The organism is Actinacidiphila sp. bgisy144 (genome assembly GCF_057708105.1).
The window spans coordinates 18,756-43,641 of record NZ_JBYIRM010000023.1 but is presented as its reverse complement, the minus strand read 5'-3'; the positions used below and the strand labels follow the sequence as shown (position 1 = coordinate 43,641).

General features: G+C 72.9%; 25 protein-coding genes. 18 read left to right on the top strand and 7 right to left on the bottom strand.

Translation table 11 applies throughout. The features are described from left to right. Nucleotides 1-60: 60 nt before the first annotated feature. The 3 genes from lspA to AC3EVP_RS24675 are packed head-to-tail and all read left to right on the top strand — an operon-like array spanning nt 61 to nt 3,253. On the top strand, nt 61-654 hold the full coding sequence (gene lspA / locus AC3EVP_RS24685; protein ID WP_335973780.1) for a signal peptidase II: 594 nt from the start codon (nt 61-63) through the stop codon (nt 652-654). 44 nt (nt 655-698) lie between these two features. Then, nucleotides 699-1,640, top strand: coding sequence for an RluA family pseudouridine synthase (locus tag AC3EVP_RS24680; RefSeq protein ID WP_335973776.1), 942 nt, complete (start codon nt 699-701; stop codon nt 1,638-1,640). A gap of 20 nt (nt 1,641-1,660) precedes the next feature. Further along, nucleotides 1,661-3,253: a Na+/H+ antiporter gene (locus AC3EVP_RS24675; protein ID WP_335973772.1), complete on the top strand. Its 1,593-nt coding sequence runs from the start codon at nt 1,661-1,663 to the stop codon at nt 3,251-3,253. A gap of 22 nt (nt 3,254-3,275) precedes the next feature. Here AC3EVP_RS24675 and AC3EVP_RS24670 read toward each other — a convergent pair whose 3' ends face one another. After that, on the bottom strand, nt 3,276-4,328 hold the full coding sequence (locus tag AC3EVP_RS24670; protein ID WP_435133123.1) for a mechanosensitive ion channel family protein: 1,053 nt from the start codon (nt 4,326-4,328) through the stop codon (nt 3,276-3,278). Between the two features lie 127 nt (nt 4,329-4,455). Here AC3EVP_RS24670 and AC3EVP_RS24665 point away from each other — a divergent pair, with 127 nt between their 5' ends. Next, on the top strand, nt 4,456-5,031 hold the full coding sequence (locus AC3EVP_RS24665) for a dienelactone hydrolase family protein (RefSeq protein WP_435133120.1): 576 nt from the start codon (nt 4,456-4,458) through the stop codon (nt 5,029-5,031). Between the two features lie 63 nt (nt 5,032-5,094). Here the strand turns inward: AC3EVP_RS24665 and AC3EVP_RS24660 are convergent, their stop codons facing one another. From AC3EVP_RS24660 to AC3EVP_RS24645, 4 genes are all read right to left on the bottom strand, one after another. Further along, entirely contained in the window at nt 5,095-5,901 is an 807-nt protein-coding gene (locus AC3EVP_RS24660; RefSeq protein ID WP_335973761.1) for a thioredoxin domain-containing protein, read from the bottom strand. A 117-nt stretch (nt 5,902-6,018) separates the two neighbouring features. Continuing rightward, on the bottom strand, nt 6,019-6,699 hold the full coding sequence (locus AC3EVP_RS24655) for a hypothetical protein (RefSeq protein ID WP_435133118.1): 681 nt from the start codon (nt 6,697-6,699) through the stop codon (nt 6,019-6,021). Between the two features lie 116 nt (nt 6,700-6,815). Further along, nucleotides 6,816-10,379: a DNA polymerase III subunit alpha gene (gene dnaE, locus AC3EVP_RS24650; protein WP_335973752.1), complete on the bottom strand. Its 3,564-nt coding sequence runs from the start codon at nt 10,377-10,379 to the stop codon at nt 6,816-6,818. A gap of 131 nt (nt 10,380-10,510) precedes the next feature. Further along, nucleotides 10,511-10,684 (bottom strand): hypothetical protein, encoded by a 174-nt coding sequence (locus AC3EVP_RS24645; RefSeq protein ID WP_335973748.1) that lies wholly within the window; start codon nt 10,682-10,684, stop codon nt 10,511-10,513. 225 nt (nt 10,685-10,909) lie between these two features. Here AC3EVP_RS24645 and AC3EVP_RS24640 point away from each other — a divergent pair, with 225 nt between their 5' ends. The 4 genes from AC3EVP_RS24640 (at nt 10,910) to AC3EVP_RS24625 (ending at nt 14,944) form a co-directional block, all read left to right on the top strand. Further along, complete coding sequence (locus AC3EVP_RS24640) at nt 10,910-12,136, top strand: NYN domain-containing protein (protein WP_335973745.1); 1,227 nt, start codon at nt 10,910-10,912, stop codon at nt 12,134-12,136. A 144-nt stretch (nt 12,137-12,280) separates the two neighbouring features. After that, nucleotides 12,281-13,282 carry an ABC transporter ATP-binding protein gene (locus AC3EVP_RS24635; RefSeq protein WP_435133114.1) on the top strand — a complete coding sequence of 334 codons (1,002 nt, stop codon included), beginning with the start codon at nt 12,281-12,283 and terminating at the stop codon, nt 13,280-13,282. Further along, nucleotides 13,279-14,097, top strand: coding sequence for an ABC transporter permease (locus AC3EVP_RS24630; protein ID WP_335973737.1), 819 nt, complete (start codon nt 13,279-13,281; stop codon nt 14,095-14,097). The genes AC3EVP_RS24635 and AC3EVP_RS24630 overlap by 4 nt, the downstream gene beginning before the upstream one ends. 100 nt (nt 14,098-14,197) lie before the next feature. Then, nucleotides 14,198-14,944 carry an ABC transporter permease gene (locus tag AC3EVP_RS24625; RefSeq protein WP_435133111.1) on the top strand — a complete coding sequence of 249 codons (747 nt, stop codon included), beginning with the start codon at nt 14,198-14,200 and terminating at the stop codon, nt 14,942-14,944. Here the strand turns inward: AC3EVP_RS24625 and ybaK are convergent. Both ybaK and AC3EVP_RS24615 read right to left on the bottom strand, forming a co-directional pair. Then, nucleotides 14,918-15,427, bottom strand: coding sequence for a Cys-tRNA(Pro) deacylase (gene ybaK / locus AC3EVP_RS24620; RefSeq protein ID WP_435133109.1), 510 nt, complete (start codon nt 15,425-15,427; stop codon nt 14,918-14,920). The genes AC3EVP_RS24625 and ybaK overlap by 27 nt on opposite strands. Nucleotides 15,428-15,474: 47 nt before the next feature. Beyond that, complete coding sequence (locus AC3EVP_RS24615) at nt 15,475-16,191, bottom strand: LON peptidase substrate-binding domain-containing protein (protein ID WP_335973727.1); 717 nt, start codon at nt 16,189-16,191, stop codon at nt 15,475-15,477. Nucleotides 16,192-16,414: 223 nt separating this feature from the next. Here AC3EVP_RS24615 and hisD point away from each other — a divergent pair, with 223 nt between their 5' ends. The 10 genes from hisD to AC3EVP_RS24565 all read left to right on the top strand — a co-directional run bounded on the left by hisD (nt 16,415) and on the right by AC3EVP_RS24565 (nt 24,870). Further along, nucleotides 16,415-17,725 carry a histidinol dehydrogenase gene (hisD, locus tag AC3EVP_RS24610; protein ID WP_435133106.1) on the top strand — a complete coding sequence of 437 codons (1,311 nt, stop codon included), beginning with the start codon at nt 16,415-16,417 and terminating at the stop codon, nt 17,723-17,725. Then, nucleotides 17,722-18,879: a histidinol-phosphate transaminase gene (locus AC3EVP_RS24605; RefSeq protein WP_435133103.1), complete on the top strand. Its 1,158-nt coding sequence runs from the start codon at nt 17,722-17,724 to the stop codon at nt 18,877-18,879. The genes hisD and AC3EVP_RS24605 overlap by 4 nt, the downstream gene beginning before the upstream one ends. Then, the gene (gene hisB / locus AC3EVP_RS24600; RefSeq protein ID WP_335973719.1) at nt 18,876-19,469 is read left to right on the top strand and encodes an imidazoleglycerol-phosphate dehydratase HisB; all 594 of its coding nucleotides are present in this window, start codon (nt 18,876-18,878) and stop codon (nt 19,467-19,469) included. The genes AC3EVP_RS24605 and hisB overlap by 4 nt, the downstream gene beginning before the upstream one ends. Before the next feature lie 16 nt (nt 19,470-19,485). Next, nucleotides 19,486-19,638, top strand: coding sequence for a hypothetical protein (locus tag AC3EVP_RS24595; RefSeq protein ID WP_335973717.1), 153 nt, complete (start codon nt 19,486-19,488; stop codon nt 19,636-19,638). 14 nt (nt 19,639-19,652) lie between these two features. After that, a complete protein-coding gene (hisH, locus tag AC3EVP_RS24590) occupies nt 19,653-20,300 on the top strand; it encodes an imidazole glycerol phosphate synthase subunit HisH (protein ID WP_435133099.1) in 648 nt (215 codons plus the stop codon). A 190-nt stretch (nt 20,301-20,490) separates the two neighbouring features. Continuing rightward, entirely contained in the window at nt 20,491-21,216 is a 726-nt protein-coding gene (priA, locus tag AC3EVP_RS24585) for a bifunctional 1-(5-phosphoribosyl)-5-((5-phosphoribosylamino)methylideneamino)imidazole-4-carboxamide isomerase/phosphoribosylanthranilate isomerase PriA (protein WP_335973713.1), read from the top strand. Between the two features lie 107 nt (nt 21,217-21,323). Beyond that, on the top strand, nt 21,324-21,773 hold the full coding sequence (locus AC3EVP_RS24580; protein ID WP_435133096.1) for a Rid family hydrolase: 450 nt from the start codon (nt 21,324-21,326) through the stop codon (nt 21,771-21,773). Beyond that, complete coding sequence (hisF, locus tag AC3EVP_RS24575) at nt 21,770-22,525, top strand: imidazole glycerol phosphate synthase subunit HisF (protein WP_335973706.1); 756 nt, start codon at nt 21,770-21,772, stop codon at nt 22,523-22,525. Before AC3EVP_RS24580 ends, hisF begins: the two co-directional genes overlap by 4 nt. 149 nt (nt 22,526-22,674) lie before the next feature. Beyond that, nucleotides 22,675-23,295: a helix-turn-helix domain-containing protein gene (locus AC3EVP_RS24570; protein WP_435133093.1), complete on the top strand. Its 621-nt coding sequence runs from the start codon at nt 22,675-22,677 to the stop codon at nt 23,293-23,295. A gap of 189 nt (nt 23,296-23,484) precedes the next feature. Then, nucleotides 23,485-24,870 carry an MFS transporter gene (locus AC3EVP_RS24565; protein WP_435133090.1) on the top strand — a complete coding sequence of 462 codons (1,386 nt, stop codon included), beginning with the start codon at nt 23,485-23,487 and terminating at the stop codon, nt 24,868-24,870. Nucleotides 24,871-24,886 lie beyond the last annotated feature (16 nt).

The following is a 24,886-nucleotide window of genomic DNA, read 5'->3' as shown; positions in this document are numbered from 1 at the left end:
GGGTCGGGCCCCCTTGGTACCCTCGCACCGAGGGTCGGGCACACACAGCTAGGAACTGACGTGACGGAAGCGGAGCGCACCATCGCCACACCGGAGACACCGGACGGGGACGCGGGTGCGGAGGAAGCCGCGCCGGCGTCCCCGCGGGGGCGGCGGCGGGTGGCGGTGCTGATAGGTGTCGCCGCGCTCGCGTACTTGCTGGACCTGCTCTCGAAGCTGTGGGTCGTGCACAGCCTGGAGCACCACGCCCCGATCGACGTGTTCGGCCACTACCTGCGGCTGGACGCCATCCGCAACGCGGGCGCCGCGTTCGGCATGGGCCAGGGCATGACCGTGGTGTTCACGGTGATCGCGGTGGGCGTGATCGTGGTGATCGCCCGGCTGTCGCGCCGCCTGTACAGCGTGCCGTGGGCGATCGCGCTGGGCCTGCTCCTCGGCGGGGCCTTCGGCAACCTCACCGACCGGGTCTTCCGTGCGCCGGGCGGCTTCCAGGGCCGGGTGGTGGACTTCATCGCGCCCGAGCACTTCGCGATCTTCAACCTCGCCGACTCCGCGATCACCTGCGGGGGCGTCCTGATCGTGCTGCTGTCCTTCCTCGGCATCGAGCCCGACGGCAGGCGCCAGCAGCGCGAGGACGACGGCCCCCAGGACTGACCTGCGGGCACTTCGGCCGCGCCGCGTCCGGCATACTCGACCGGGTGAGTACGCTTCCCGAGGTCCGCTCCCTGCCCGTGCCCGACGGCTTGGAGGGCGAGCGCGTCGACGCCGCCATCTCCCGTATGTTCGGCTTCTCCAGGACGAAGGCGGCCGAGCTCGCCGCGTCCGGGAAGGTGTCGATCGACGGTGCCGCGGCCGGCAAGTCCGAGCGGGTGCACGGCGGGGCGTGGCTGGAAGTGGAGATGCCGGCGCCCCCGGCCCCCGTGCAGATCGTCGCCGAGCCCGTCGAGGGCATGGAGATCGTGCACGACGACGACGACGTGGTGGTCGTCGTCAAGCCGGTCGGCGTGGCCGCGCACCCCAGCCCCGGGTGGACCGGGACCACCGTGATCGGCGGGCTGGCCGCCGCCGGGTACCGGATCTCGACGTCGGGCGCCGCCGAGCGCCAGGGCATCGTGCACCGGCTGGACGTCGGCACTTCCGGGCTGATGGTCGTGGCCAAGTCCGAGCGGGCGTACACCCGGCTGAAGCAGCAGTTCCGGGACCGGGTGGTCGACAAGCGCTACCACGCCCTGGTGCAGGGCCACCCGGACCCGATGAGCGGCACCATCGACGCGCCGATCGGCCGCCACCCCACCCACGACTACAAGTGGGCGGTCGTCGCCGACGGCAAGCCGTCCGTGACGCACTACGACCTGATCGAGGCGTTCCGCTCCGCGAGCCTGCTCGACATCAAGCTGGAGACCGGCCGCACCCACCAGATCCGAGTGCACATGTCCGCGCACCGCCACCCCTGCGCCGGCGACCTCACCTACGGCGCGGACCCGACGCTCGCCAAGCGGCTGGGGCTGACCCGGCAGTGGCTGCACGCGGTACGGCTGGGCTTCGAGCACCCCGCCGACGGCGAGTGGGTCGAGTTCGAAAGCACATACCCGGCAGACCTCCAGGCCGCGCTGGACGTGGTGCGGGCCGACAGCCAGTAGCCGCGTGGCAACCTAGCGGCGTGGACCAACTCGCGCTGTTCTTCGCGATCATGCTGGCCGCGATCGTCATGGTGCCCGTCGCGGACCGGGTCGGGCTGCCCTCGCCGGTGCTGATGACCGTGGTGGGCGGCATCCTGGCGCTGATCCCGCAGGTGCCGAACATCCAGATCAACCCCGACCTGATCCTGCCGCTGGTGCTGCCGCCGCTGCTGTACGCCTCGGTGCAGCGCACGTCCTGGCGTCAGTTCGCGGCCAACCGGCGGGCGATCTTCCTGCTGGCGGTCGCGCTGGTGTTCCTCACCACCGCCGCCGTCGCGGCCGTCGCCGACGTGGTCGTGCCCGGGATCACCCTGGCCGCCGCGGCCACGCTGGGCGCCCTGGTGGCGCCGCCGGACCCGGTCGCGGCGACCGCGGTGGCCGGCAGCCTCGGCCTGCCCCGCCGGATGATCTCCATCCTGGAGGGCGAGGGGCTCTTCAACGACGTCACCGCGATCGTGCTCTACCACGTGGCCGTCGCCGCGGTGGTCTCCGGCCACTTCTCGCTGCCGCACGCCATCCTGGAGTTCGTGCTGTCCGCGGTGGTCGCGGTCGCCGTCGGGCTGGCACTGGGCTGGGGCGCCAACAAGCTGATGGGCGTGGTCGGCGACGCCACCTTGCAGATCGGCCTGTCGCTGCTGGTGCCCTTCGCCTCCTACACCATCGCCGAGGGGCTGCACGGCTCCGGGGTGCTGGCGGTGCTCACCGCGGCGCTGTTCCTCACCGAGTACGCCTTCGAGGCCGACGACGTCTCCGCGCGGCTGGCCGGCAACACGTTCTGGGAGATCGTCGACACCCTCGTGACCGGCATCGCCTTCGGGCTGATCGGCCTGGAGATGCACCACGTCTTCAGCGCCGCCGCCGGGAACTGGGGGCCGCTGCTGCGCGACGCCGGGCTGATCGTCGCGGTCGTGGTCGGCATCCGGCTGCTGTACCTGCTGCCCGCCGCGGCCATCGCGAAGCGGCTGCACACGCTGCGGGACATGGACGAGGACATCCCGCTGACCTGGCGGGAGACGGTCACCATGTGGTGGGCCGGGATGCGCGGGGTCGCCTCCGTCGCGCTCGCGCTGGCGATCCCGCTCACCACCGACCACGGCGACCCGTTCCCCGCCCGCGCCCAACTCCTGTTCATCGCCTTCTCCGTGGTGCTGGTCACCCTCGTGCTCCAGGGCCTCACCCTGCCCTGGCTGGTGCGCAGGCTCGGGGTCAGCGCGGACGTCGAGGAGGAGCACGACCAGGAACGGGCGCTGGCGCTGCGCGCGATGAAGGCCGCCCGGCGGCGGCTGAAGGAGATCGAGACCTCCGAGACGCTCGACGAGGAACTCGCGGAGATGCTCTACCACCGGGCGATGGACCTCGGCGCCCGGATCTCGCCGGACGTCATCGACGACGAGCGGCGCGAGAGCCACGCGGGGCGCGCCAAGCGGATCAAGGCGCTGCGCCGTATCCAGGACGACATGCTGTCCGCCGCCCGGCACGAGGTGCTCTCCGCCCGCAGCGAGCCCGGGTCCGACCCCGAGATCGTCGACCGGGTCCTGCGCCACCTCGACCTGCGCTCCATGCGCGGGGCGTAGAGCGCCGGGGGAGGGGCCGTACCTACTCGGCGGTGGGGTCCGGCGCGGGGTCCTGCATCTGGAGGTTGACGCGCGGCAGGGCGTAGGGGTGTTCGGCGCGCAGCCAGTCGAGCAGCTGCTCGCGGATGTGGCAGCGCAGCGCGAAGATGTCGCCGGCGTCCTTGGCGGTGACGACGGCGCGGACCTGGACGGTGCTCGGGGTGGTGTCGAGCACCACCAGGCTCCAGGCGCGGCGGTCCCACTCCGGGGCCTGCTCCAGGATCTCCAGCAGCCGCTTGCGCATGAGGTCCATGGGCGCGGAGTGGTCGAGGTGGAAGATCACCGCGCCGGTCATCCGCGGGTCGCCGCGCGACCAGTTCTCGAACGGCTTGCTGGTGAAGTACGACACCGGCATGGTGATCCGCCGCTCGTCCCAGGTGCGGACGCTGAGGAAGGTGAGCGTGATCTCCTCGACCTCGCCCCACTCGCCGTCGACCACCACGGTGTCGCCGATCCGCACCATGTCGCCGAAGGCGATCTGCAACCCGGCGAAGAGGTTGCTCAGCGTGGACTGGGCCGCGACACCGGCGACGATGCCGATGATGCCGGCCGACGCCAGCACCGAGGCGCCGACGGTCCGCATCTCGGGGAACGTGAACAGCATCGAGGCGACCGCGATCACCCCGACGATCGCGGTCAGCACCCGCTGGATGAGGGTGAGTTGGGTCCGCAGTCGGCGGATCTTCGGCACGCTGTGCGCGGTGGCGGCGTACCGGGCGTAGGAGGAGTCGATGACGGCGGCGGCGACGCGGACCACCAGCCAGGCGGACGCGGCGATCAGCACCAGGGTGAGCGCCTGCCCGATGGAGGCGGCGTGCTGGTCCTCGAAGTGCGCGGCGTGGTAGGCGCCGCGCAGCAGCGCGGTGCACAGCACCACCTGCGAGGGCAGCCGGCAGCGCCGCAGCAGGTCCCACAGCGGGGTCTCCGGGTGCCGCGCGTCGACCGAGCGCAGCGCCCGGTCGCCTATCCAGCCGAGCAGCACCGTCAGCACGACCGCGGCGCCGACCACCACGATCGGCCGCAGCATGCTCTCCATGCCCACCACCTGTTTCAGTTCCTGTCCGTCGGCGGCCCCGTAAGGCACCTGTGTACGGCGTCCGGCCCGCCGCTGGCAACTGGCACCATGGGTGGTGTACCCGACGGACCGTGAACGAAGGCCCCTTGTGACATCTCACACGATCGTGCTGCTGCACTCCACCTACGGGCTGCGGCCCGCCGTCCACACCGCCGCCGAGCGGCTGCGCGCGGCCGGGCACGAGGTGTACGTGCCGGACCTGTTCGACGGGCGGACCGCCGACAGCGTCGAGGAGGGCCGGGAGATCGCCGACGGGATCGGCAACGACGAGCTGCTGCGCCGGGCGATCACCGCCGCCGCGCCGCACTCCGAGCAGGGCCTGGTCTACGCGGGCTTCTCGGTCGGTGCCGCGCTCGCGCAGAACCTCGCGCTCGGCGACGAGAAGGCCCGCGGGCTGCTGCTCCTGCACGGTACCTCGGACATCGCCGACGGTGCGGCGACCGACATCCCCGTGCAGCTCCACGTCGCCGACCCGGACCCGTTCGAGACGGAGGACTGGCTCAACGCGTGGTACCTGCGGATGCGGCGGGTGGGTGCCGACGTCGAGGTCTTCCGCTACCGCGGCGCCGGCCACCTCTACACCGACCCCGACCTGCCGGACTACGACGAGCAGGCCGCCGAGGCCACCTGGTCCGTCGCCCTGGACTTCCTCCGCGACCTCTGACCCGCCCCGGGCCGCCCGGGTGCGCGGCCCCGCAAGCCTGCGGCCTGCGGGGCCCGCGGCCCGCTACTTCAGGTCGGCCTTGATGCCGGCCTGCACCGTGGCCACCTTCACGCCGTTGACGTCCACGTTCTTGCCGTTGACGTGCACGGTCGGGGTGCCGGAGATCGAGTTGTTGTCGAGGTACTTCTCGAACGCGGCGCTGGTGTCCAGCGCCCACTTGTCGTAGGTGCCGTTGTTCACCGCGGTGGTGAACTTGGTGTTGCCCTTCAGGGCGGGCACCTTGGCGGCGACCTTGAGCAGGTAGGCGTTGTCGTTGAACTTGTCGGTGGTCTCGTCCGGGTGGTACGTCTTCGAGTACAGCAGGGTGTGGTACTGCTCGAACGCGTCGGTCGACACGTTGAGGGCCGCGCCCAGCGCGCTCAGGGCCCGCTTGGAGCCGGTGCCGCCGAGGTTGGTGTCCAGGAACGTGCCCATGTGCAGCACGATCTTGTAGTCGCCGTCGGTGGCGCCCTTGAGCACCGCGGCGCCGGACTCCTGTTCGTAGGCGGCGCAGTACGGGCAGCGCATGTCCTCCCACTCCTCGACGGTGTTCTTGTTGTTCGCGTCGCCGAGGGTGATGGTGGTGCCGTTGGTGCCCGAGGTGTTGGCCGGCTTGACCAGGGTCTTCTTCGCCGCCGCGCTCCAGTAGCTGGGCTTGTTGGCGTTGTTGACGGCCACGGCTATGCCGCCCGCGGCGGCCAGCACCACCACGACACCGGCGGCGACCAGGACCTGGCGGCGCACCTTCGCGCGCTTCGCCTCCTTCTCGCGCTGGACACGCAGCCGCTCGCGGGCGGCGGCCTTGCTCTGCTTGCTGTTCCTGCTGCTCATGGCTGGGTGACTCCGTGGGGATGACGCGTGACGCACGCGTGGCTGTGTGATGGGGACATACGGATCGGTCCGGCCGCCTGTTCAGGCCGTTGCGGCCGTTGCGGCCGTCCGAGCCGTTCAGGCGGCGAGCGCGAGCGGAGGTCCCCGGCGTACGACGGAGTGCAGCAGTGGCCGGGCGGCCAGCCGGCCGGCGGCCGGGGCGGCGGCGCGGACCCGGCCGGCGGTGGCGCCGGTGAGGGCGGCGACGGCGCCGGCGGCGAACAGCAGCGGGCGGAACGCGGCGACGGCCACCGCCCGTAGCACGCGGTGCACCGCGGCTTCGCCGCGCCGCAGCCACCAGGACGCGGCCAGGCCGACGCAGACGTGCACGGCCAGCAGCAGCCACGGCAGGGCCGACGTGCCGGTGTGGACGGCGGCGGCCTGCGCGGGGGAGACCTCGGGCAGCCTGGCGCCGACCTGGCCGTGGCAGACGACCGCCTCGTGCAGCGACCGCCACGAACCGGTGACCGGGCCGCCGTCGGGCCCGTAGCAGGACTGCTGGCCGGAGGTGAAGACGGTGTCCACGGCCAGTTCCAGCGGCACCATCATCCCGCTGATCGCCCAGAACCCGCGCTCGCGCCGGCCCAGCGCGTAGGCCAGCGCGAAGACGGCCGCGAAGGCGGCGAGGACGACGGTCAGCGGCAGCGGCCGGTGGGCCATCAGCACATGGGAGGTGGAGGAGAGCGTGACGCAGAGCGCGGCGAAGAGGGCGGCGCGCGCCGCCCTCAGCCGCGGACGTATCTCGCCCATGGTCTCCATGGGCACAGAGTGTGCCACGCGAACCTGTATGCGTGACTTAAAGGTCGGATAACAACACGAAGACAGTGCGGGCGCGCCGGGGCCGGGGCTCCCGGCGCGCCCACTGCGGGTGGCGGCTAGGCGACGCCGAGCCAGACCTCGGCGCCGAAGGAGACCTTGATCTCGGAGGCGACCGTGGTGGGGTCGACGAGGAAGCCGAGTTCGTAGACGGTGGTCTTCTGCGGGCCGGCGACGCGGGCGCGGACCGGGCTGTCGCCGGGGTGCGAGGACAGGATGCGGCGCAGTTCGCTGATCGCGTCCTGGCGCAGGATCTTGTGCTCGCGGAAGGACAGCTGCACCGGCGGCTTGCCGCCGCTCTCCGCGGAGGAGACGTCCAGCTCGGCCAGCTCCGAGCCGATGATGTTCATGGTGCCGTCGCGGTCCTGGGCCCGGCCGGTGATCGAGACGACGCTGTCGGGGATGAGCGCGTGGCCGACGAGCTGGTAGGTCGCGGGGAAGAAGCAGACCTCGATACTCGCGTCACGGTCGGCGAAGGTGACCGCGGCCCACGCGTTGCCCTGCTTGGTCATCTTGCGGTCGACGCCGGTGATGAGCCCGGCGACCTTCACCGGCCGCTCCTGGCCGGAGGCCAGCAGCTCGGCGAGCGTGGTGTCGCGGTTGCGGGCGAGGATGTGCTCGGTGCCGTCCAGCGGGTGCGCCGAGACGTACAGGCCCAGCATGTCCCGCTCGATGGCGAGGAGTTGCTTGCGCGGCCACTCCGTCTCGGGGATCGCGAAGTCCAGCCCGAAGGTCTGCACGTTCTCGTCGGGGCCGCCCAGGCTCGCGAAGAGGTCGTCCTGGCCGTACGCCTCGGCCTTCTTGACCGGCACGATCGCGTCGACGGCGTCCTCGAAGACCGCGGACAGCCCCATCCGGGTGTGGCCGAGGGAGTCGAACGCGCCCGCCTTGATCAGCGACTCGATGGCCCGCTTGTTCAGGACCGGGATGCTCACCTTGTCCAGGAAGTCGGCGAACGAGGTGAACTGGCCCTTGGACTTGCGCGCCGAGATCAGCGCCTCGATCACGCCCTCGCCGACGTTCCGGACGGACTTCAGCCCGAACCGGACGTCCTCGCCGACGGCGGTGAACTCCGCGACGGACGCGTTCACGTCGGGCGCCAGCACGTTGACCCCGCTCTTGCGGGCGTCGGCGAGGTAGATCGCCGCCTTGTCCTTGTCGTCCCCGACCGAGGTGAGCAGGGCCGCCATGTACTCGGCCGGGTAGTTGGCCTTGAGGTAGGCGGTCCAGAAGGACACCAGTCCGTAGCCGGCGGTGTGCGACTTGTTGAACGCGTATCCCGAGAACGGGAGCATGACGTCCCACAGCGCCTTGATGGACTCCTCGGAGTACCCGTTGTCCCGCATGCCGCCGTGGAACTTCTCCCACTCCGCGGCCAGCACCTCGGGCTTCTTCTTGCCCATCGCGCGGCGCAGCAGGTCGGCGCCGCCGAGGGTGTAGCCCGCCAGCTGGCGGGCGATGGCCATGATCTGCTCCTGGTAGATCAGCAGGTGGAAGGTGTTGCCGAGGATCGGCTCCAGCGCGTCCTTCAGCTCCGGGTGGATCGGCTCGACCGCCTGCCGGCCGGTCTTGCGGCTGGCGTAGTTCATGTGCGCGTTGGCCGCCATCGGGCCCGGCCGGTACAGCGCCAGGGCCGCCGCGATGTCCTCGAACCGGCTCGGCTCCATCGCCTTCAGCAGGGTCCGCATGCCGCCGCCGTCGAGCTGGAAGACGCCGAAGGTGTCGCCGCGGGCGAGCAGCGCGTAGGTGTTCTTGTCGTCCAGCGGGATGTTCTCGGTGCTCAGGTCGACCCCGCGGTTCTCCCGCACGTTCTGGATCGCCTGGTCGATCACGCCCAGGTTGCGCAGGCCCAGGAAGTCCATCTTGACCAGGCCCATGGACTCGCACGACGGGTAGTCGAACCCGGTGATCTTCGTGCCGTCCTTCCGCATGTGCAGCGGAATGCGGTTGGTCAGCTTGGTCTTCGACAGGATGACCGCGGCGGCGTGCACACCGGTGTTGCGGATCAGGCCCTCGACGCCCTTGGCGCTGTCGACGACCTTCTTGACGTCCGGTTCGTTCTGGTAGAGCGTCCGGATCTCGCCGGCCTCGCCGTACCGCGGGTGCTCGGGGTTGAAGATGCCGTCGATCGGGATGCTCTTGCCCATCACGTCGGCCGGCAGCGCCTTGGTGATCCGCTCGCCGTGTGCGAAGGGGTAGCCGAGAATCCGCGACGTGTCCTTGATCGCGTTCTTCGCCTTCAGCTTGCCGAAGGTGTTGACCAGCGCGGTGTACTCGTCGCCGTACTTCTCCACCACGTAGGCGACCATCTGGTCCCGCTTGCGGTCGTCGAAGTCGAGGTCGACGTCCGGCGGGTTGATGCGCTCGGGGTTGAGGAACCGCTCGAAGAGCAGGCCGTGCTCCAGCGGGCACAGCTCGGTGATCCGGGTCGCGTAGGCGACGATCGAACCGGTCGCCGAGCCGCGGCCCGGGCCGACCGGGATCTTGTTGTCCCGCGCGTACCGGCAGATGTCCGCGACCACGAGGAAGTACGACGAGAAGCCCATCGGGCCGATGACCTTCATCTCGGTCTCGAAGCGCTCCAGCACCTCCGCCGGGATCGGGTCGCCGTAGCGCATCGCCAGGCCCTTGAGGACCTCCTTGCGCAGCCAGGACTCCTGCGTCTCGCCCTCGGGGACGTCCGGGTACTGCGGCATCTCGTCCTCGAGGTCGAAGACCTCGTCGTACGACTCGATGCGCTCGGCGATCAGCAGCGTGTTGTCGCACGCCTCCGGCAGCTCCCGGAACAGCTCCCGCATCTGCGCTGCGGTCTTGAGGTAGTAGCCGGTGCCGTTGAACTTGAAGCGGTTCGGGTCGTCCTTGTTCTTGCCGACGCCGATGCACAGCAGGTTGTCGTGCGCGTCGGCGTGTTCCTCCAGGACGTAGTGCGCGTCGTTGGTGGCCAGCAGCGGGATCTCCAGCTCCTTGGCCAGCCGCAGCAGGTCGCCGCGGACGTTCCGCTCCAGGTCCAGCCCGTGGTCCATCAGCTCCAGGAAGTAGTTCTCCTTGCCGAGGATGTCCTGGTAGGAGGCGGCGACCTTCTTCGCCTCGTCGTACTGGTTCAGCCGCAGCCGGGTCTGGATGGCGCCCGAGGGGCAGCCGGTGGTGCCGATGATGCCGCCGGCGTGCTCGGAGATCAGCTCCATGTCCATGCGGGGCTTGCCGGCGGGGAACTGCCCGGTGTAGCTGGCCTCCGTCGACAGGTAGAACAGGTTCCGCAGGCCCTCGACGTTCCGCGCCCACATCGTCATGTGGGTGAAGCGGCCGCCGCCGGAGACGTCCTTGCTCCCCTCGCCGTCGTCCGACATCGCCCGCTGGCCGCCCGGGCCCCAGAACTCCTGCTTCTTGTACCGGCGGTGCGACGGCGCGACGTACGCCTCGATGCCGATGATCGGCTTCACGTCGTCGAAGCCCTTGGCGACCTGCTGGAACTCGTACGCACCGAACATGTTGCCGTGGTCGCTCATCGCGATGGCGGGCATGCCCTGCCGTGCGACCTCGGTGAACATGGGCTTCAGGCGCTGGGCGCCGTCGAGCATCGAGTACTCGGTGTGGTTGTGCAGGTGAACAAAGCTGTCGGCCACCGGGCTGGCACCTCCAGGACGGTCGAGGGGGAGGGCTCCACCCTAGTCCGCCCCGCCCACACGACGCCGAACGCGGGGGCACCCCCTTGCCGGAGGCACCCCCGCGTCCGTGAAGTGCGGGTCAGGCGCGATCAGTTGTGGCCGAACTTCTTCTGCTGCTTGCGCGCCACGCGGGTGGCCGCGGGCATCATGTGCTCCTCGGCCACGGTGCCCTTGTGCTGGGGCTCCTGGGCCTCGCCGGCCGGGTGGGACCGCTCGTCCTGGCGGTCGCGCTGCGGGCGGTTCTGGTTCCGGTTCTTCGCCACGATCGTGCCTTCCTGGTGAGGGGATGGTGGCCGATCGGCCGCAATCAGACTGACACGGTGGGGCGAAGGTCGCATTTCGGGCGTTTGGGACCGGCGTTGGCCGGGAAAAACCGCCGACCGCCACGCCGAAGATCGTGTTCGCGGTCATAACCCCCGGGCATTCGGGCAGACTCGGGGGAAACTCAGGGGGCATCCGTGCCGGGGGTCGACCGGAAGAGGTGCAACATGGACCGCTGCGTCGTCCTGGTGGACGCCGGGTACCTGCTGGGCGCAGCGGCGAGCCTGCTGGCCGGCGAACCGTCGCGTTCGCGGATCACCGTCGATCATGCCGCCGTGGTCGCCGGCCTGCGCGAACGCGCCGAAGCGGAGACCGGTCAGCCGCTGCTGCGGATCTACTGGTTCGACGGGGCCCCCGACCGCGTTCCGCAACCCGAGCACCGCCGGCTGCGGGTGATGCCGCGCGTCACCGTACGGCTCGGCGCCCTCACCCGAACGGACGGCAGGTGGGCGCAGAAGGGCGTCGACGCCGCGATGCACGCCGAGCTGTCCGAACTGGCCCGCAACCGGGCCTGCTCCGACGTGGTGCTGGTCACCGGCGACGGCGACCTGCTGCCCGGCATGATGTCGGCCAAGGAGCACGGCGTGGCCGTCCACCTGTGGGCCGTGCAGGCCGCCGACGGCGACTACAACCAGTCGGAGGACCTGGTCGCCGAGGCCGACGAGCGCCGCGTGCTGGACCGGGAGTGGATCACCGCGGCGATCCGGGCGCGGGAGGTCGCCGGGGCCTGCGGGCCCACACCCGGGCCGCGCCCCGGGGTACGGCCGGAGATCGCCGCGATCCTGGCCGCGCCGCTGCCGGAGCACGCCGCCGCGCCCCGCGCGGTCCAGCCGGCCCCCGCCGAGACCCCCGCGAAGAACGGCAGCGCGCCCGCCCCGCACCCCGGCGACACGGCGACCGCCCCGGCGCCCGGCAAGGGCGTGCCCACCCCGAAGGACCTCGCCGACCTCGGCCGCGTGCACGCCCAGCCGGCGCCGCCCCCGGCCCACCCCGCGCCCAGCACCCTGCGCTGGTCCTCCGACAAGGGGTGGACCGACCGGCCCGGCGCCGACCAGCCCGACACCTCCGGTCTGCCGACCCTCGCGCAGCTCACGACCGCGGAGCAGCGCTGGGCCGACCGCGAGGCCGACATCACCGCGGTCAGCGGCGACCCCTACGAGGTCGGGCAGGTCTTCGCCCGCCGCTGGATCGCCCGGGTCGGCGACCGGACCCACCTGGAGCACCTCTCCACGCACTACCCGCGCGTCCCGCACCGGATCGACGGGGAACTCCTGCGCTACGCGGCCCGCTTCGGGCTGCTGGCACACAAGGACGACCAGATCGACGAGAACGACCGCTACGCGATCCGCGCGGGCTTCTGGCGCGAGTTCGACACCGCCTCCCCGGCGGACTGAACCGCCCGTCGCGCAGACCGGCCGACGAGGGCCGCACGGGGTCGGGCGCCGCACGCCGGGGCCACGCGCCCTTGACGGGCACCGTTTTCCGCCGGGGCACCCCGTTTCGTGGTGGGGCGCGGGGACCGCGTACTCTCGGTGCTCGTGAGGACGGGCACCGAAGGACGGGCGAGACCGGCGGTAGCCGTACGCGGCCTCGTCCGGACGTACCCGGGCGGCCGGGGGCGCCGCGGCCGGGACATCCCGGCGGTGCGGGCCAACGACGGCATCGACCTGGACGTACACACCGGCGAACTCTTCGGCATCCTCGGCCCGAACGGCGCGGGCAAGAGCACCCTGGTCCGCCAGCTCACCGGCCTGCTGCGGCCGGACGCGGGCAGCATCGACCTGCTCGGCCACGACCTGGTGCGCCACCCCGAGCGCGCCGCGCGGCTGATCGGCTACCTCGGCCAGGAGTCCACCGCCCTGGACGAGCTGACGGTCGCGCTCGCCGCGGAGACCACCGGCAGGCTGCGCGGGATGCCCGCCGCCGCGGCCCGCACCGCACGGGACGCGGTCCTGGACGAGCTGGGCCTCGGCCCGCTCGCGGCCCGCCCGATCAAGCGGCTCTCCGGCGGGCAGCGCCGCCTCGCCTGCTTCGCCGCGGCCCTCGTCGGCCCGCGGCCGGTCCTCGTCCTGGACGAGCCCACCACCGGCATGGACCCCGTCGCGCGCCGCGCGGTGTGGGCGGCGGTGGACCGGCGCCGCACCGAGCAGGGCACCACCGTCCTGCTGGTCACCCACAACGTCATCGAGGCCGAAACGGTGCTGGACCGGGTCGCGGTCCTCGACCACGGCCGGGTCATCGCCTGCGACTCGCCCGCCGGGCTGCGCGCCCTGGTCGAGGGCGAGGTGCGGCTCGACCTGGTCTGGCGGCACGACCCCCCGGCCGACCTGCCCGCGGTCGCCGCGCTGCGCCCCCTGGCAGAGGTCGCCGGCCGCCGCTGGACGCTGCGGCTGCCGCAGGAACGGGCCAGGGCCGCGGTCGCGGAGGTCACGTCCGGCCCGGCGTTCGCCGCGCTGGACGACTTCACCCTGGCCATGCCCAGCCTGGAGGACGTCTACCTGGCGCTCGGCGGCAGCAGCGAGGGACTGGTGAAGGTATGACCCTGGCGGCACCGGCCGGTCTCGAACCCGGCGAGCTGATCGGCGGCGGCGCCACACCGCTCGCCCCCCGGGCCCGGCTGTGGCCCGCGCTCGGCGCGGTCTACCGGGCCCAGCTCTCCCGCGCCCGGGTGGCGCGCATCCCGCTGCTGTTCGTCGCCACCTTCCAGTCCATCGGGATCATGGTGATGCTGCGCGGCGTGGTGCACGCCGGCGACGGCGAGGCGGCCCGCGCGGTCGTGGCCGGCTCCAGCGTGCTGGTCGTCGCGTTCGTCGCGCTGAACCTGCTCGCCCAGTACTTCGGCCAGTTGCGCGCCTCCGGCGGACTCGACCACTACGCGACGCTGCCGGTGCCGCCGGCCGCGGTCGTCCTCGGCGCGGCGGGCGCGTACGCCTCGTTCACCGTGCCCGGCACCCTCGTCACCGCGGTCACCGGCTGCGTGCTGTTCCACCTGGGCCTGGCCAACCTGTGGGTGCTGGTGCTCGTGGTGCCGCTGGCCGGCGCCGCGATGTCCGGGCTCGGCGCGGCCTGCGGGCTGCTCGCACCCCGGCAGGAGATCGCCACGCTGCTGGGGCAGCTCGGCATGTCCGCGGCCCTGCTGCTCGGGGTGCTGCCGGCCTCGCACATGCCCGCGCCGGTCGGCTGGGCGCGCGACCTGCTGCCGTCGACGTACGGGGTGGAGGCGTTCGCCCGGACCTTCGGGCACGGCGGCACCGACTGGGCCGCGGTCGCCGGGGACCTCGCGGTGTGCGCGGGCGTCGGGGTCGCCTCGCTGGCCGTGGCGACCTGGGCGTACCGGCGGGCCGCCCGCCGCTGACCGCCGTACGGCCGGGCGCCGGCCGGCCGGTGGAGGCCCGCTTCCCGGCGCCCGTACGGCCGGTGGCGCACCCGCCGGGAACACCTGGCACGATGGCCTGGTGACCGCTCCTCTGACGCCCGAGCCTTCGAACTCCGGGTCCCCGCAGCCCGAGCCCGCGCCGCCCGAGGGCCCGCAGGACCCGACCGTCCCGCAGCTTCCGCCCCTTCCCGCGGGAGGCCCGGCGGGAAGCGGCGACGGCGCGACGCTCGCGCCCTACCAGCCCGGCCGGGACCGCGACAGCGTCGCCACCGCGCTGCGCAACGGGCTCGTCGTCGCAGTGCTCGTCGCGGTCTGCGGGATCATCCTCGGGCTGTTCTGGCTGTGGCTGTCGCCCCGGGTGCCGATGGTCTCCGACGGGCAGGCGGTCTACCTCAAGGACACCGAGGGCGAGGAGGCGATCGGCGGCGACGGCACGTTCGTGGTCATCGCGCTGATCCTGGGCGCGCTCACCGCCGCCGCGGTGTTCTGGCGCCACCGCAGGGGCGGCGTCGGCGTCGTCTTCGGCCTGGCGGTCGGCGGCGCGGTCGCCTCCGTCATCGGCTGGCGGCTGGGCGTGTGGCTCGGCCCGACCACGGACATCATCGCGCACGCCAAGCAGGTCGGGCCGAAGGTGGTCTTCGACGGCCCGCTGAAGCTGCGCGCCAAGGTCGCGATCGTGGTCTGGCCGGCCGCCGCGATGCTGGTGTACTCCGCGCTCACCTACACCTTCGGGGTGCGCGAGGAGCCGCGCCCGGGAACCTGGGCCAAGGAGGCCGGGGAGGCCGAGGAGGCAGAGGGGTCAGCCCCGGGCGGCCGGGCGCAGTAGCGGCGCGGTCGCCGCGCCGGTCAGCCGCACCAGCTCGGCCGGCGCCAGCTCCACCTCCAGCCCGCGCTTGCCCGCGGACACGAACACCGTCGGATGCGACAGCGCGGTGGCGTCCACCACCGTCGGCAGGGCCTTGCGCTGGCCGAGCGGGGAGATGCCGCCGCGGACGTAGCCGCTGCTGCGCTCGGCCGCGGCCGGATCGGCCATCGCCGCGCGCTTGCCGCCCGCCGCGGCCGCCAGCGCCTTCAGGTCCAGCGAGCCGGACACCGGCACCACCGCCACCGTCAGCGCGCCGTCCACCTCCGCGACGAGCGTCTTGAACACCCGGCCGGGCTCCACGCCGAGCGCGGCCGCGGCCTCCTGGCCGTAGGACAGCTCCCCGCCCGGGTCGTGCGGGTACGCGTGCACGGTGTACGGCACCCCGGCCCGGTCCAGCGCGACGGTCGCCGGAGTGCCGCCGCCGGTACGTGACTTCTTCGCCATGACCGGCAAGCCTGCCAGGTCCGGCCGCAGCGGTGCGGCCCGGCCGGTCAGTTCGCGCAGATCGCCTGCTGGGTCAGGTCCACCGCGGGCAGCGACGGCAGCTTCTCGATGACCGCGACCTCCCGGCGCAGCAGCCGCAGCTCCTCGCCGAGCCGGGTGGCGGTGTCCGGCGCCTCCAGCAGCCGCTGCTTCGCCGGCGTCTCGGCGATCATCGTGGCCGCCACCAGGTACGACAGCACCGTCGGGTTGTCGGTGAACTCCTGCCCCGACAGGCTGCGTTCGCGCGAGCCGGCCAGCCGCTTCTGGTAGGTGCGGAACGCCCGGGTCACCTCCGGCGCCAGCCCGCCCGCCCCGCTGCCGGGCTCCTCCGCCAGCTCCTCGACCTCCGCCGTCAGGTAGGCCCCGGACGCGTCCACCGACAGCAGCCGGAACCGTACGATGCCGGTCGCGTGCATCCGGAAGCCGCCGTCGCCGCTGTCCACGATGTCGGCCACGTCGGCGACGCAGCCGTACCCGTACAGCGCCGCCATCGGGTCGTCGCCCAGGCCCGCGGCCGGACCGGTGGCCCGGCCCTCCTGGCCGGTCGGCGCGATCTCCTGGCCGTTCCTGATCGCCACCACCCCGAACCGCCGCGGCGCGTCCTCCGGCAGCGCCCGCAGGTCCCGCACCAGGGCCCGGTAGCGCTCCTCGAAGACGTTCAGCGGCAGCACCAGCCCCGGGAACAGCGGCGAACTGAGCGGGAAGAGCGGAAGGCGATCGGTCACAGCGGTCAGCGTACGGGCAGTACGCCCCCGTTCGGCACCCTTCCCGGCGCCCGTGCTGTCAGCAGGGCCGCCCGCCGTGCCGCGGGCCGTGCCACACGCCGTGCCGCGCGGGCCCCGCGGGGGCCCGGAACGCCCGCGCCGCCGTCTTGCCGCCGCCTTGCCGCCGTATCACGGAGTGGAACCGCGGAACAGGTGCCCTGGGCAGGTCTCTACACTTGGCACCGTGATCTCCCGAATCGATCTGCGCGGTGCCGCCTTCCCCGAGGGCGGGATCGACCGCGACCTGCTGCCCCGGGCCGAGTTCGACGTGGAGGCCGCGCTCGACGCCGTGCGGCCCATCTGCGAGGACGTGCGCCATCGCGGCGGCGCGGCGGTGATCGAGTACGGGGAGCGCTTCGACGGGGTGCGCGTGGAGCGGCTGCGGGTGCCCGCCCAGGCCCTGGCCGACGCCCTCGACCGGCTCGACCCCGAGGTCCGCGCCGCCCTGGAGGAGTCCATCCGCCGGGCCCGGACCGTCCACCGCGACCAGCGCAGGACCGACACCACCACGCAGGTGGTGCCCGGCGGCACCGTCACCGAGCGGTGGGTGCCCGTCCAGCGCGTCGGGCTGTACGTACCGGGCGGCCTGGCCGCCTACGCGTCCTCCGTGGTGATGAACGTGGTGCCCGCCCAGGAGGCCGGCGTCGAGGGCGTCGCGGTCTCCTCCCCGCCGCAGAAGGACAACGGCGGCCTGCCCGCCGCGCCGGTGCTCGCCGCCTGCGCCCTGCTCGGCGTGGACGAGGTCTACGCCGCCGGCGGCGCCCAGGCCGTCGCCATGTTCGCCTACGGCACCGACGAGTGCCGCCCGGTCAACCTGGTCACCGGCCCCGGCAACATCTACGTCGCCGCCGCCAAGCGCCTGCTCAAGGGCCGGATCGGCATCGACGCCGAGGCCGGACCGACTGAGATCGCCATCCTCGCCGACGCCTCCGCCGACCCCGCCTTCGTGGCCGCCGACCTGATCAGCCAGGCCGAGCACGACACGCTGGCCGCCGCCGTCCTGGTCACCACCTCCGCCGAGCTCGCCGACGCCGTCGACAAGGAACTCGACGTGCAGGTCGCCGCCGCCAAGCACCGCGAGCGGATCGCCGCCGCGCTCGCCGGCCGCCAGTCCGCGACCGTCCTGGTCGACTCCCTGGCCCAGGGCCTTCAGGTCGTGGACGCCTACGCCGCCGAGCACCTGGAGATCCAGACCCAGGACGCCGCCGCCGTCGCCGCCCGCGTGCGCAACGCCGGCGCGGTCTTCGTCGGCCCGCACGCCCCGGTCTCCCTCGGCGACTACTGCGCCGGCTCCAACCACGTGCTGCCCACCGGCGGCTGCGCCTGCCACTCCTCGGGCCTGTCCGTGCAGTCCTTCCTGCGCGGCATCCACGTCGTGGACTACTCCCGCGACGCGCTCGCCGACGTCGCCCACCACGTGGTGGCGCTGGCCACCGCCGAGGACCTGCCCGCGCACGGCACCGCCGTGACCGTACGGTTCGGAGCCGGATCATGACCTCACTCGACGACCTGCCGCTGCGCGACGAACTGCGCGGCCAGTCCGCGTACGGCGCCCCGCAGCTCGACGTGCCGGTGCGGCTGAACACCAACGAGAACCCGTACCCGCTGCCCGAGCCGCTGGTCGCGCGGATCGCCGAACGCGTCACCGAGGCCGCCCGCAACCTCAACCGCTACCCGGACCGGGACGCGGTCGAGCTGCGCACCGCGCTCGCCGAGTACCTCAGCCGCACCGCGGGCCACCCGGTCGCCGCCGGCCAGGTCTGGGCCGCCAACGGCTCCAACGAAGTGATCCAGCAGCTGCTCCAGGCGTTCGGCGGGCCCGGTCGCACCGCGATCGGCTTCGAGCCGTCGTACTCCATGCACGCGCTGATCTCCCGCGGCACCGGCACCGGCTGGGTGTCCGGGCCGCGGCACGCCGACTTCACCATCGACACCGAGGCGGCCTGCCGCGAGATCGCCGCGCTCCGCCCCGACGTCGTCTTCGTCTGCTCGCCGAACAACCCGACCGGCACCGCGACCGACGCCGCCACCGTGCTGGCGCTCTACGAGGCCGCACAGGCCGCGAAGCCGTCGCTGGTGGTCATCGACGAGGCGTACGGCGAGTTCTCGCACCGGCCCTCGCTGCTGCCGCTGATCGACGGCCGGCCGAACCTGGTGCTGACCCGCACCATGTCCAAGGCGTTCGGCGCGGCCGGGCTGCGGCTGGGCTACCTCGCGGCCGACCCGGCCGTGGTCGAGGCGGTCCAGCTGGTCCGGCTGCCCTACCACCTCTCGTCGGTCAACCAGGCGACCGCGCTGGCCGCGCTGGAGTACACCGACACCCTGCTCGGCTACGTCGAGCAGCTCAAGGCCGAACGCGACCGCGTCGTCGCCGAGCTGCGCGCCATCGGCTTCCAGGTCACCGAGTCCGACGCGAACTTCGTGCAGTTCGGCCGCTTCGCCGACAGCCACGCCGCCTGGCAGGCGTTCCTCGACCGCGGGGTCCTGATCCGCGACAACGGCGTCCCCGGCTGGCTGCGGGCGTCCACCGGCACACCCGCCGAGAACAGCGCGTTCCTGGACGCGGCCAAGGCCGTGTACGCGACGTACGGCACCGAGCACACCGAGCACAGTGGCGGCGACCGCCGCACCGACAAGGAGTCCGCATGACCCGCGTGGGCCGCGTGGAGCGCACCACCAAGGAGACGTCCACCGTCGTCGAGATCGACCTCGACGGCACCGGGCAGGTCTCCGTCTCGACCGGCGTGGGTTTCTACGACCACATGCTCGACCAGCTCGGCCGGCACGGCCTGTTCGACCTCACCGTGAAGACCGAGGGCGACCTGCACATCGACACCCACCACACGATCGAGGACACCGCGCTCGCGCTCGGCGCCGCGTTCCGGCAGGCGCTCGGCGACAAGGTCGGCATCTACCGCTTCGGCAACTGCACGGTGCCGCTGGACGAGTCGCTCGCCCAGGTCACCGTCGACCTGTCCGGCCGCCCCTACCTGGTGCACACCGAGCCCGAGCACATGGCGCCGATGATCGGCTCCTACGACACCACGATGACCCGGCACATCCTGGAGTCCTTCGTCGCCCAGGCCCAGGTCGCGCTGCACGTCCACGTGCCCTACGGGCGCAACGCGCACCACATCGTGGAGTGCCAGTTCAAGGCGCTGGCCCGGGCCCTGCGCTACGCCAGCGAGCGCGATCCGCGCGCCGCGGGCATCCTGCCGTCCACGAAGGGCGCGCTGTGAACAAGAAGGGTGCGCTGTGAACAAGGGGTCGTCCCTCTTCATCCTGCTCGGGCTGTTCCTGGCCGGCGGGGTCTACTCGTTCTGGAAGCAGAAGCAGTCCAAGAGCCTGATCACGCTGCTCGCGATCGGGTCGGCGATGGCGCTCGTCACCGGCCTGCTCCGGCTGTAGAGGGGCGTGCGGACATGACGAACACCACCGGCAAGAGCGTCGTCGTCCTGGACTACGGCTTCGGCAACGTGCGGTCCGCCGAGCGGGCGCTGGCCCGGGCCGGCGCCGAGGTGGAGATCACCGCGGACTACGACCGCGCGATGGCCGCCGACGGGCTGCTCGTGCCCGGCGTCGGCGCCTTCGCCGCCTGCATGGAGGGCATCAGGAAGGTCCGCGGCGACTGGATCGTGGGCCGCCGGCTCGCGGGCGGCCGCCCGGTGCTGGGCATCTGCGTCGGCATGCAGGTGCTCTTCAGCCGCGGCATCGAGCACGGCGTGGAGAGCGACGGCCTGGACGAGTGGCCCGGCACCGTCGCCCCGCTGCGCGCGCCGGTCGTCCCGCACATGGGCTGGAACACCGTCCAGGCGCCGCAGGACTCCCAGCTGTTCGCGGGGCTGGCGGAGGACGCCCGGTTCTACTTCGTGCACTCCTACGCGGTGCGCGCGTGGGAGATGGAGCCGTCTTCCAGCGCGATCCGCGCCCCCAAGGTCACCTGGGCCACGCACGGCGAGCCGTTCGTGGCCGCGGTGGAGAACGGCGCGCTATGGGCCACGCAGTTCCATCCGGAGAAGTCCGGGGACGCGGGCGCGCGGCTGCTGGAGAACTGGCTCGACACGCTCTGACCCGCCCCGCGGGCGCCCGCGGCGCCCAGGGCACCGGCCCGTACGGCGCTCGCGCCGCCGCACCCGCGGGACCGTACCGCCGCCGCCGTCCCGCCCGCCCGCCCGTCCCTACCGCCGCTCGTCCCGCCGTACGGCCGCCGCGCCGTAGGCCACCGTCCCGCATCCGCCCGACCCCGAGGACCGCAATCCGATGAGCACGCTCGAACTCCTCCCCGCCGTCGACGTCCGCGACGGCCAGGCCGTCCGCCTGGTGCACGGCGAGTCCGGCTCCGAGACCTCCTACGGCGACCCGCTCGCCGCGGCGCTGGCCTGGCAGCAGGCGGGCGCGGAGTGGCTGCACCTGGTCGACCTCGACGCGGCGTTCGGCACCGGTGACAACCGCGAGCTGATCGCCGGGGTGGCCCGCACCATGGACATCAAGGTCGAGCTGTCCGGCGGCATCCGCGACGACGACACCCTCGCGGCGGCCCTGGCCACCGGCTGCACCCGGGTCAACCTCGGCACCGCCGCGCTGGAGAGCCCGCAGTGGGTGGCGAAGGTGATCGCCGAGTACGGCGACCGGATCGCGGTCGGCCTGGACGTGCGCGGCACCACGCTGCGCGGCCGCGGCTGGACCCGCGACGGCGGCGACCTGTACGAGACGCTGGCCCGGCTGGACTCCGAGGGCTGCGCGCGGTACGTCGTGACCGACATCGCGAAGGACGGCACCCTCCAGGGCCCCAACCTGGAGCTGCTGGAGAACGTGTGCGCGGCCACCGACAAGCCGGTGGTCGCCTCGGGCGGCGTCTCCAGCCTCGACGACCTGCGGGCGATCGCCACTCTGGTGCCCAAGGGCGTGGAAGGCGCGATCGTCGGGAAGGCGCTGTACGCACAGGCGTTCACGTTGCAGGAAGCCCTGGAGGCTGTGTCCCGATGACCGAATCCCCGGAACCGCCCGAGTCCCCGCGCGCCCCGCGACCCTCCCGGTCCGCCGGGGAACCGGCGCCCGCAGGGAGCGCAGGGAGCCCCGAGAGCCCCGAGAGCGTGGAGAGCGCCGGTCAGGTGCAGCGGCTGCGCTCGGAGGACAGCTCCTGGGAGGAGGCGATCGGCTCCTCCCGCGCGGTCGCGGCGGGGGACCGGGTGCTGGTCTCCGGGGTCACCCCGTCGCCCGCCGCCGGCAGCGCCCCGGGCGACGACGAGCCGTACGGCCAGGCGCTGATCGCGTTCCGCGGCGCGCTGTCGGCGCTGGAGCCGTTCGGGCTGGACGCGGCCAGCGTGGTCCGGACCCGGATGTACCTCAGCCACGCCCGGGACGCCGACGAGGTCGGCCGGGCGCACCGCGAGGTGTTCGGCGCGGCGCGGCCGGCGGCCACCATGGTCGTGGTGGCGGGCTTCGCGGACTCCCGGGTGCTGGTCGAGGTGGAGATCGAGGCGTACCGCGGTGACGTGCGGCGCGGGCCTGAAGAACCTGGTGAACGAGAAGAGGGCGCATGAGCCTGGCGGTCCGAGTCATCCCCTGCCTGGACGTGGACGCCGGGCGGGTGGTCAAGGGTGTCAACTTCCGGAACCTGCGCGACGCGGGCGACCCGGTCGAGATGGCGAAGCTGTACGACGCCGAGGGCGCGGACGAGCTGACCTTCCTCGACATCACCGCCTCCTCCGGTGACCGGGAGACCACCTACGACGTGGTGCGGCGCACCGCGGAGCAGGTGTTCATCCCGCTCACCGTCGGCGGCGGGGTGCGCAGCGCGGACGACGTGGACAAGCTGCTGCGGGCCGGCGCGGACAAGGTGGGCGTCAACACCGCGGCCATCGCCCGGCCCGAGCTGATCCGGGAGATCGCCGAGCGGTTCGGCCGCCAGGTGCTGGTGCTGTCGGTGGACGCCCGGCGCGCCCCGGACGGCTCGTTCGAGGTCACCACGCACGGCGGGCGGCGCGGCACCGGTATCGACGCGGTGGAGTGGGCCGAGCGCGCCGCGGACCTCGGGGCGGGCGAGATCCTGCTCAACTCGATGGACGCGGACGGCACCAAGGACGGCTACGACACCGAGATGATCGCGGCCGTCCGCGCCCGGGTGAGCGTGCCGGTGATCGCCTCCGGCGGGGCCGGGCAGGTCGCCGACTTCGCGCCCGCGGTCGAGGCCGGCGCGGACGCGGTGCTGGCCGCGTCCGTCTTCCACTTCGGCGACCTGCGGATCGGCGAGGTCAAGTCCGCGCTGCGGGGGGCGGGCCACCCGGTCCGCTGAGCGGGTCCGCTGTGCGGGTGCGGGTGCGGGTGCGGGTGCCGGTGTCCCCGCGGCCGTCGCCGTTACCGCTCTTGTCTTGCGGGCTGATACGAAAGAAAAGTTGCGCAAATAATATTGTGCAACTTAATTTTCCTATCTACGGTGAGAGGGTGGCAGACGAACCGGCAGCACCGTCATCCGACCCGCACGGGCCCGACCCGCGCATCACCGACCTGGACGCGCTGAAGGTCTTCACGCACCCCCTGCGCATCCGGATCTACCGCGCCCTCTACACCAGCCGCGAGGCCACCGCCTCACGGCTGGCCGACCAGGTCGACGAGGCGGTCTCCCTGGTCAGCTACCACCTGCGCAAGCTCGCCGCGCACGGCTTCATCGTCGAAGCGCCGGGCCACGGCGGCGACGGCCGCGAGCGCTGGTGGCAGCTCTCCTCCGACCGCGGCTTCACCTTCCGCAACGCCGACTTCGACGACCGGCCCGAGGGCGCCGCCGTCGTCAGCCAGGTCACCCGGCAGCTCCTGGCCACCCGCAACGAGCGGTACGAGCAGTACCTCGACGAACAGGCGGCCTGGTCCAGGGAGTGGACCTCGGCGGCGTTCAGCAGCGAGTTCATGCCGCGGCTGACCGCCGCGGAACTCCAGGAGATGGCCGACGAGATGAGCGCCCTGATGCGGCGCTGGACCGAGCGCGGCAGAGCCGCCGAGGAAGCCGGCGACATCGAGGGCCGCGAACACGTGGCGGTCCAGATGTACGGCTTCCCGTACCGCGACTAGGAGTCCGCTCCCCGCCCGCCTGACAACCGCCCCGCCCGGCCCCGCTGTTCCCCGACCACCCGGCGCGCCCTTGCCCGACCGCCCGCCGGTAGGGCCCGCATGCCCCGATCCCTGTCAATGCGTGATATTTCGTCACTTTGCGTGTCTTACATGTAGAAGCGAATCGCCCACCAGGAAGGCCCGCCCGCCATGATCGGCACCGCGCACGCAGCTCCACCACCCGCCACCGTCTCCGCCCACCGCGACCCGAACGTGCTGCGCTGGCTCGCCGCCTACACCGCCTCCCTGCTCGGCGACAGCGTCTACTTCCTCGCCCTCGGCTTCGCCGCCGCCAAGGTCGCGCCACCCGCCGAGGTCGGCGTCGTCATGGCCGTCGGCGCGGTGCCGCGCGCCCTGCTGCTGCTCGGCGGGGGAGTGGTGGCCGACCGGTTCGGGCCGCGCCTGGTGGTGATAGGCAGCGACGCGGTGCGCTGCGTGCTGATCCTCGCCGCCGCCGCGGTACTCGCGCTGACCGCGCCCGGGCTGTGGCTGCTGATCGCCCTCGCACTGGTCTTCGGCGTCGTGGACGCGCTGTTCCTGCCCGCGGTCGGCGCGCTGCCGCCACGGCTGGTCACCGGCGACCAGCTCGTCCGGCTCCAGGGGATGCGCGCGCTCGCCGTCCGCACGGGGAACATCGCCGGGCCGCCGCTCGGCGGACTCGCCATGGGACTCGGCGGCGCGAGCACCGCGTTCGCCGTGGCCGGCGGGCTGTTCGCGCTGTCCGTACCGCTCCTGCTCGGCACCCGCATCGGCGCGTCCGCGCACCGCGACGACCCGGCCGCTGGACTTGCCGCACGTGCCCGGCCCGATGGGCTCGCCGAACCCGGCGAACTCGCGGAACCCGCCGCACCCACCGCACCCACCGAACTCGCCGCACCCGATGGACCCGCCGGACCCGATGGACTGGCCGCGCCCGCCGAACTCGCCGACCGTGGCACCGCCTGGGCCGAACTCCGGGACGGGCTGCGCTACGTCCGCCGGCACCGCCTGGTCGGGCCGCTCGTGCTGTCCGGCGCCGTCAGCGAGTTCGGCCTCGCCGGCCCGCTCAACATCGGCATGGTGCTGCTCGCCCGGCAGCGCGGCTGGGGCTCGGCCGGCTACGGCTGGATCATCGCCGCGTTCGGCGCCGGCGCCGCCGCCAGCGCGCTGCTGCTCACCGTGCGCGGCAGGGTGCGCCGGGCCGGTGTCGTCCAGGTCGCCACGCTCTTCGCCGGCTCGGCCGCCATCGGCCTCATCGGCGCCGCCCCGGTGCTCGGTGCCGCCGTCGTGCTCGCGCTGCTCGCCGGACTCATCTGCGGTATCTGCGGGGGGCTCGCCGTCGCCATGATCCAGACCGCCACCGACCCCGCCTACCTCGGCCGCGTCACCTCCGTCATGAGCCTCACCGGTTTCGGTATCGCGCCGCTGGTCTACCCGGCCTTCGGCGCCGCTGTCTCCCTCTGGGGCCCCACCCCCGTCTTCCTCGCCGCCGCGGCCGTCAGCATGCTCGGCGGCGTCATAGCCCTGTCCTCCCCCGCGGTCCGCACCGCGGACTGAGGGGGAGGACAGGGGA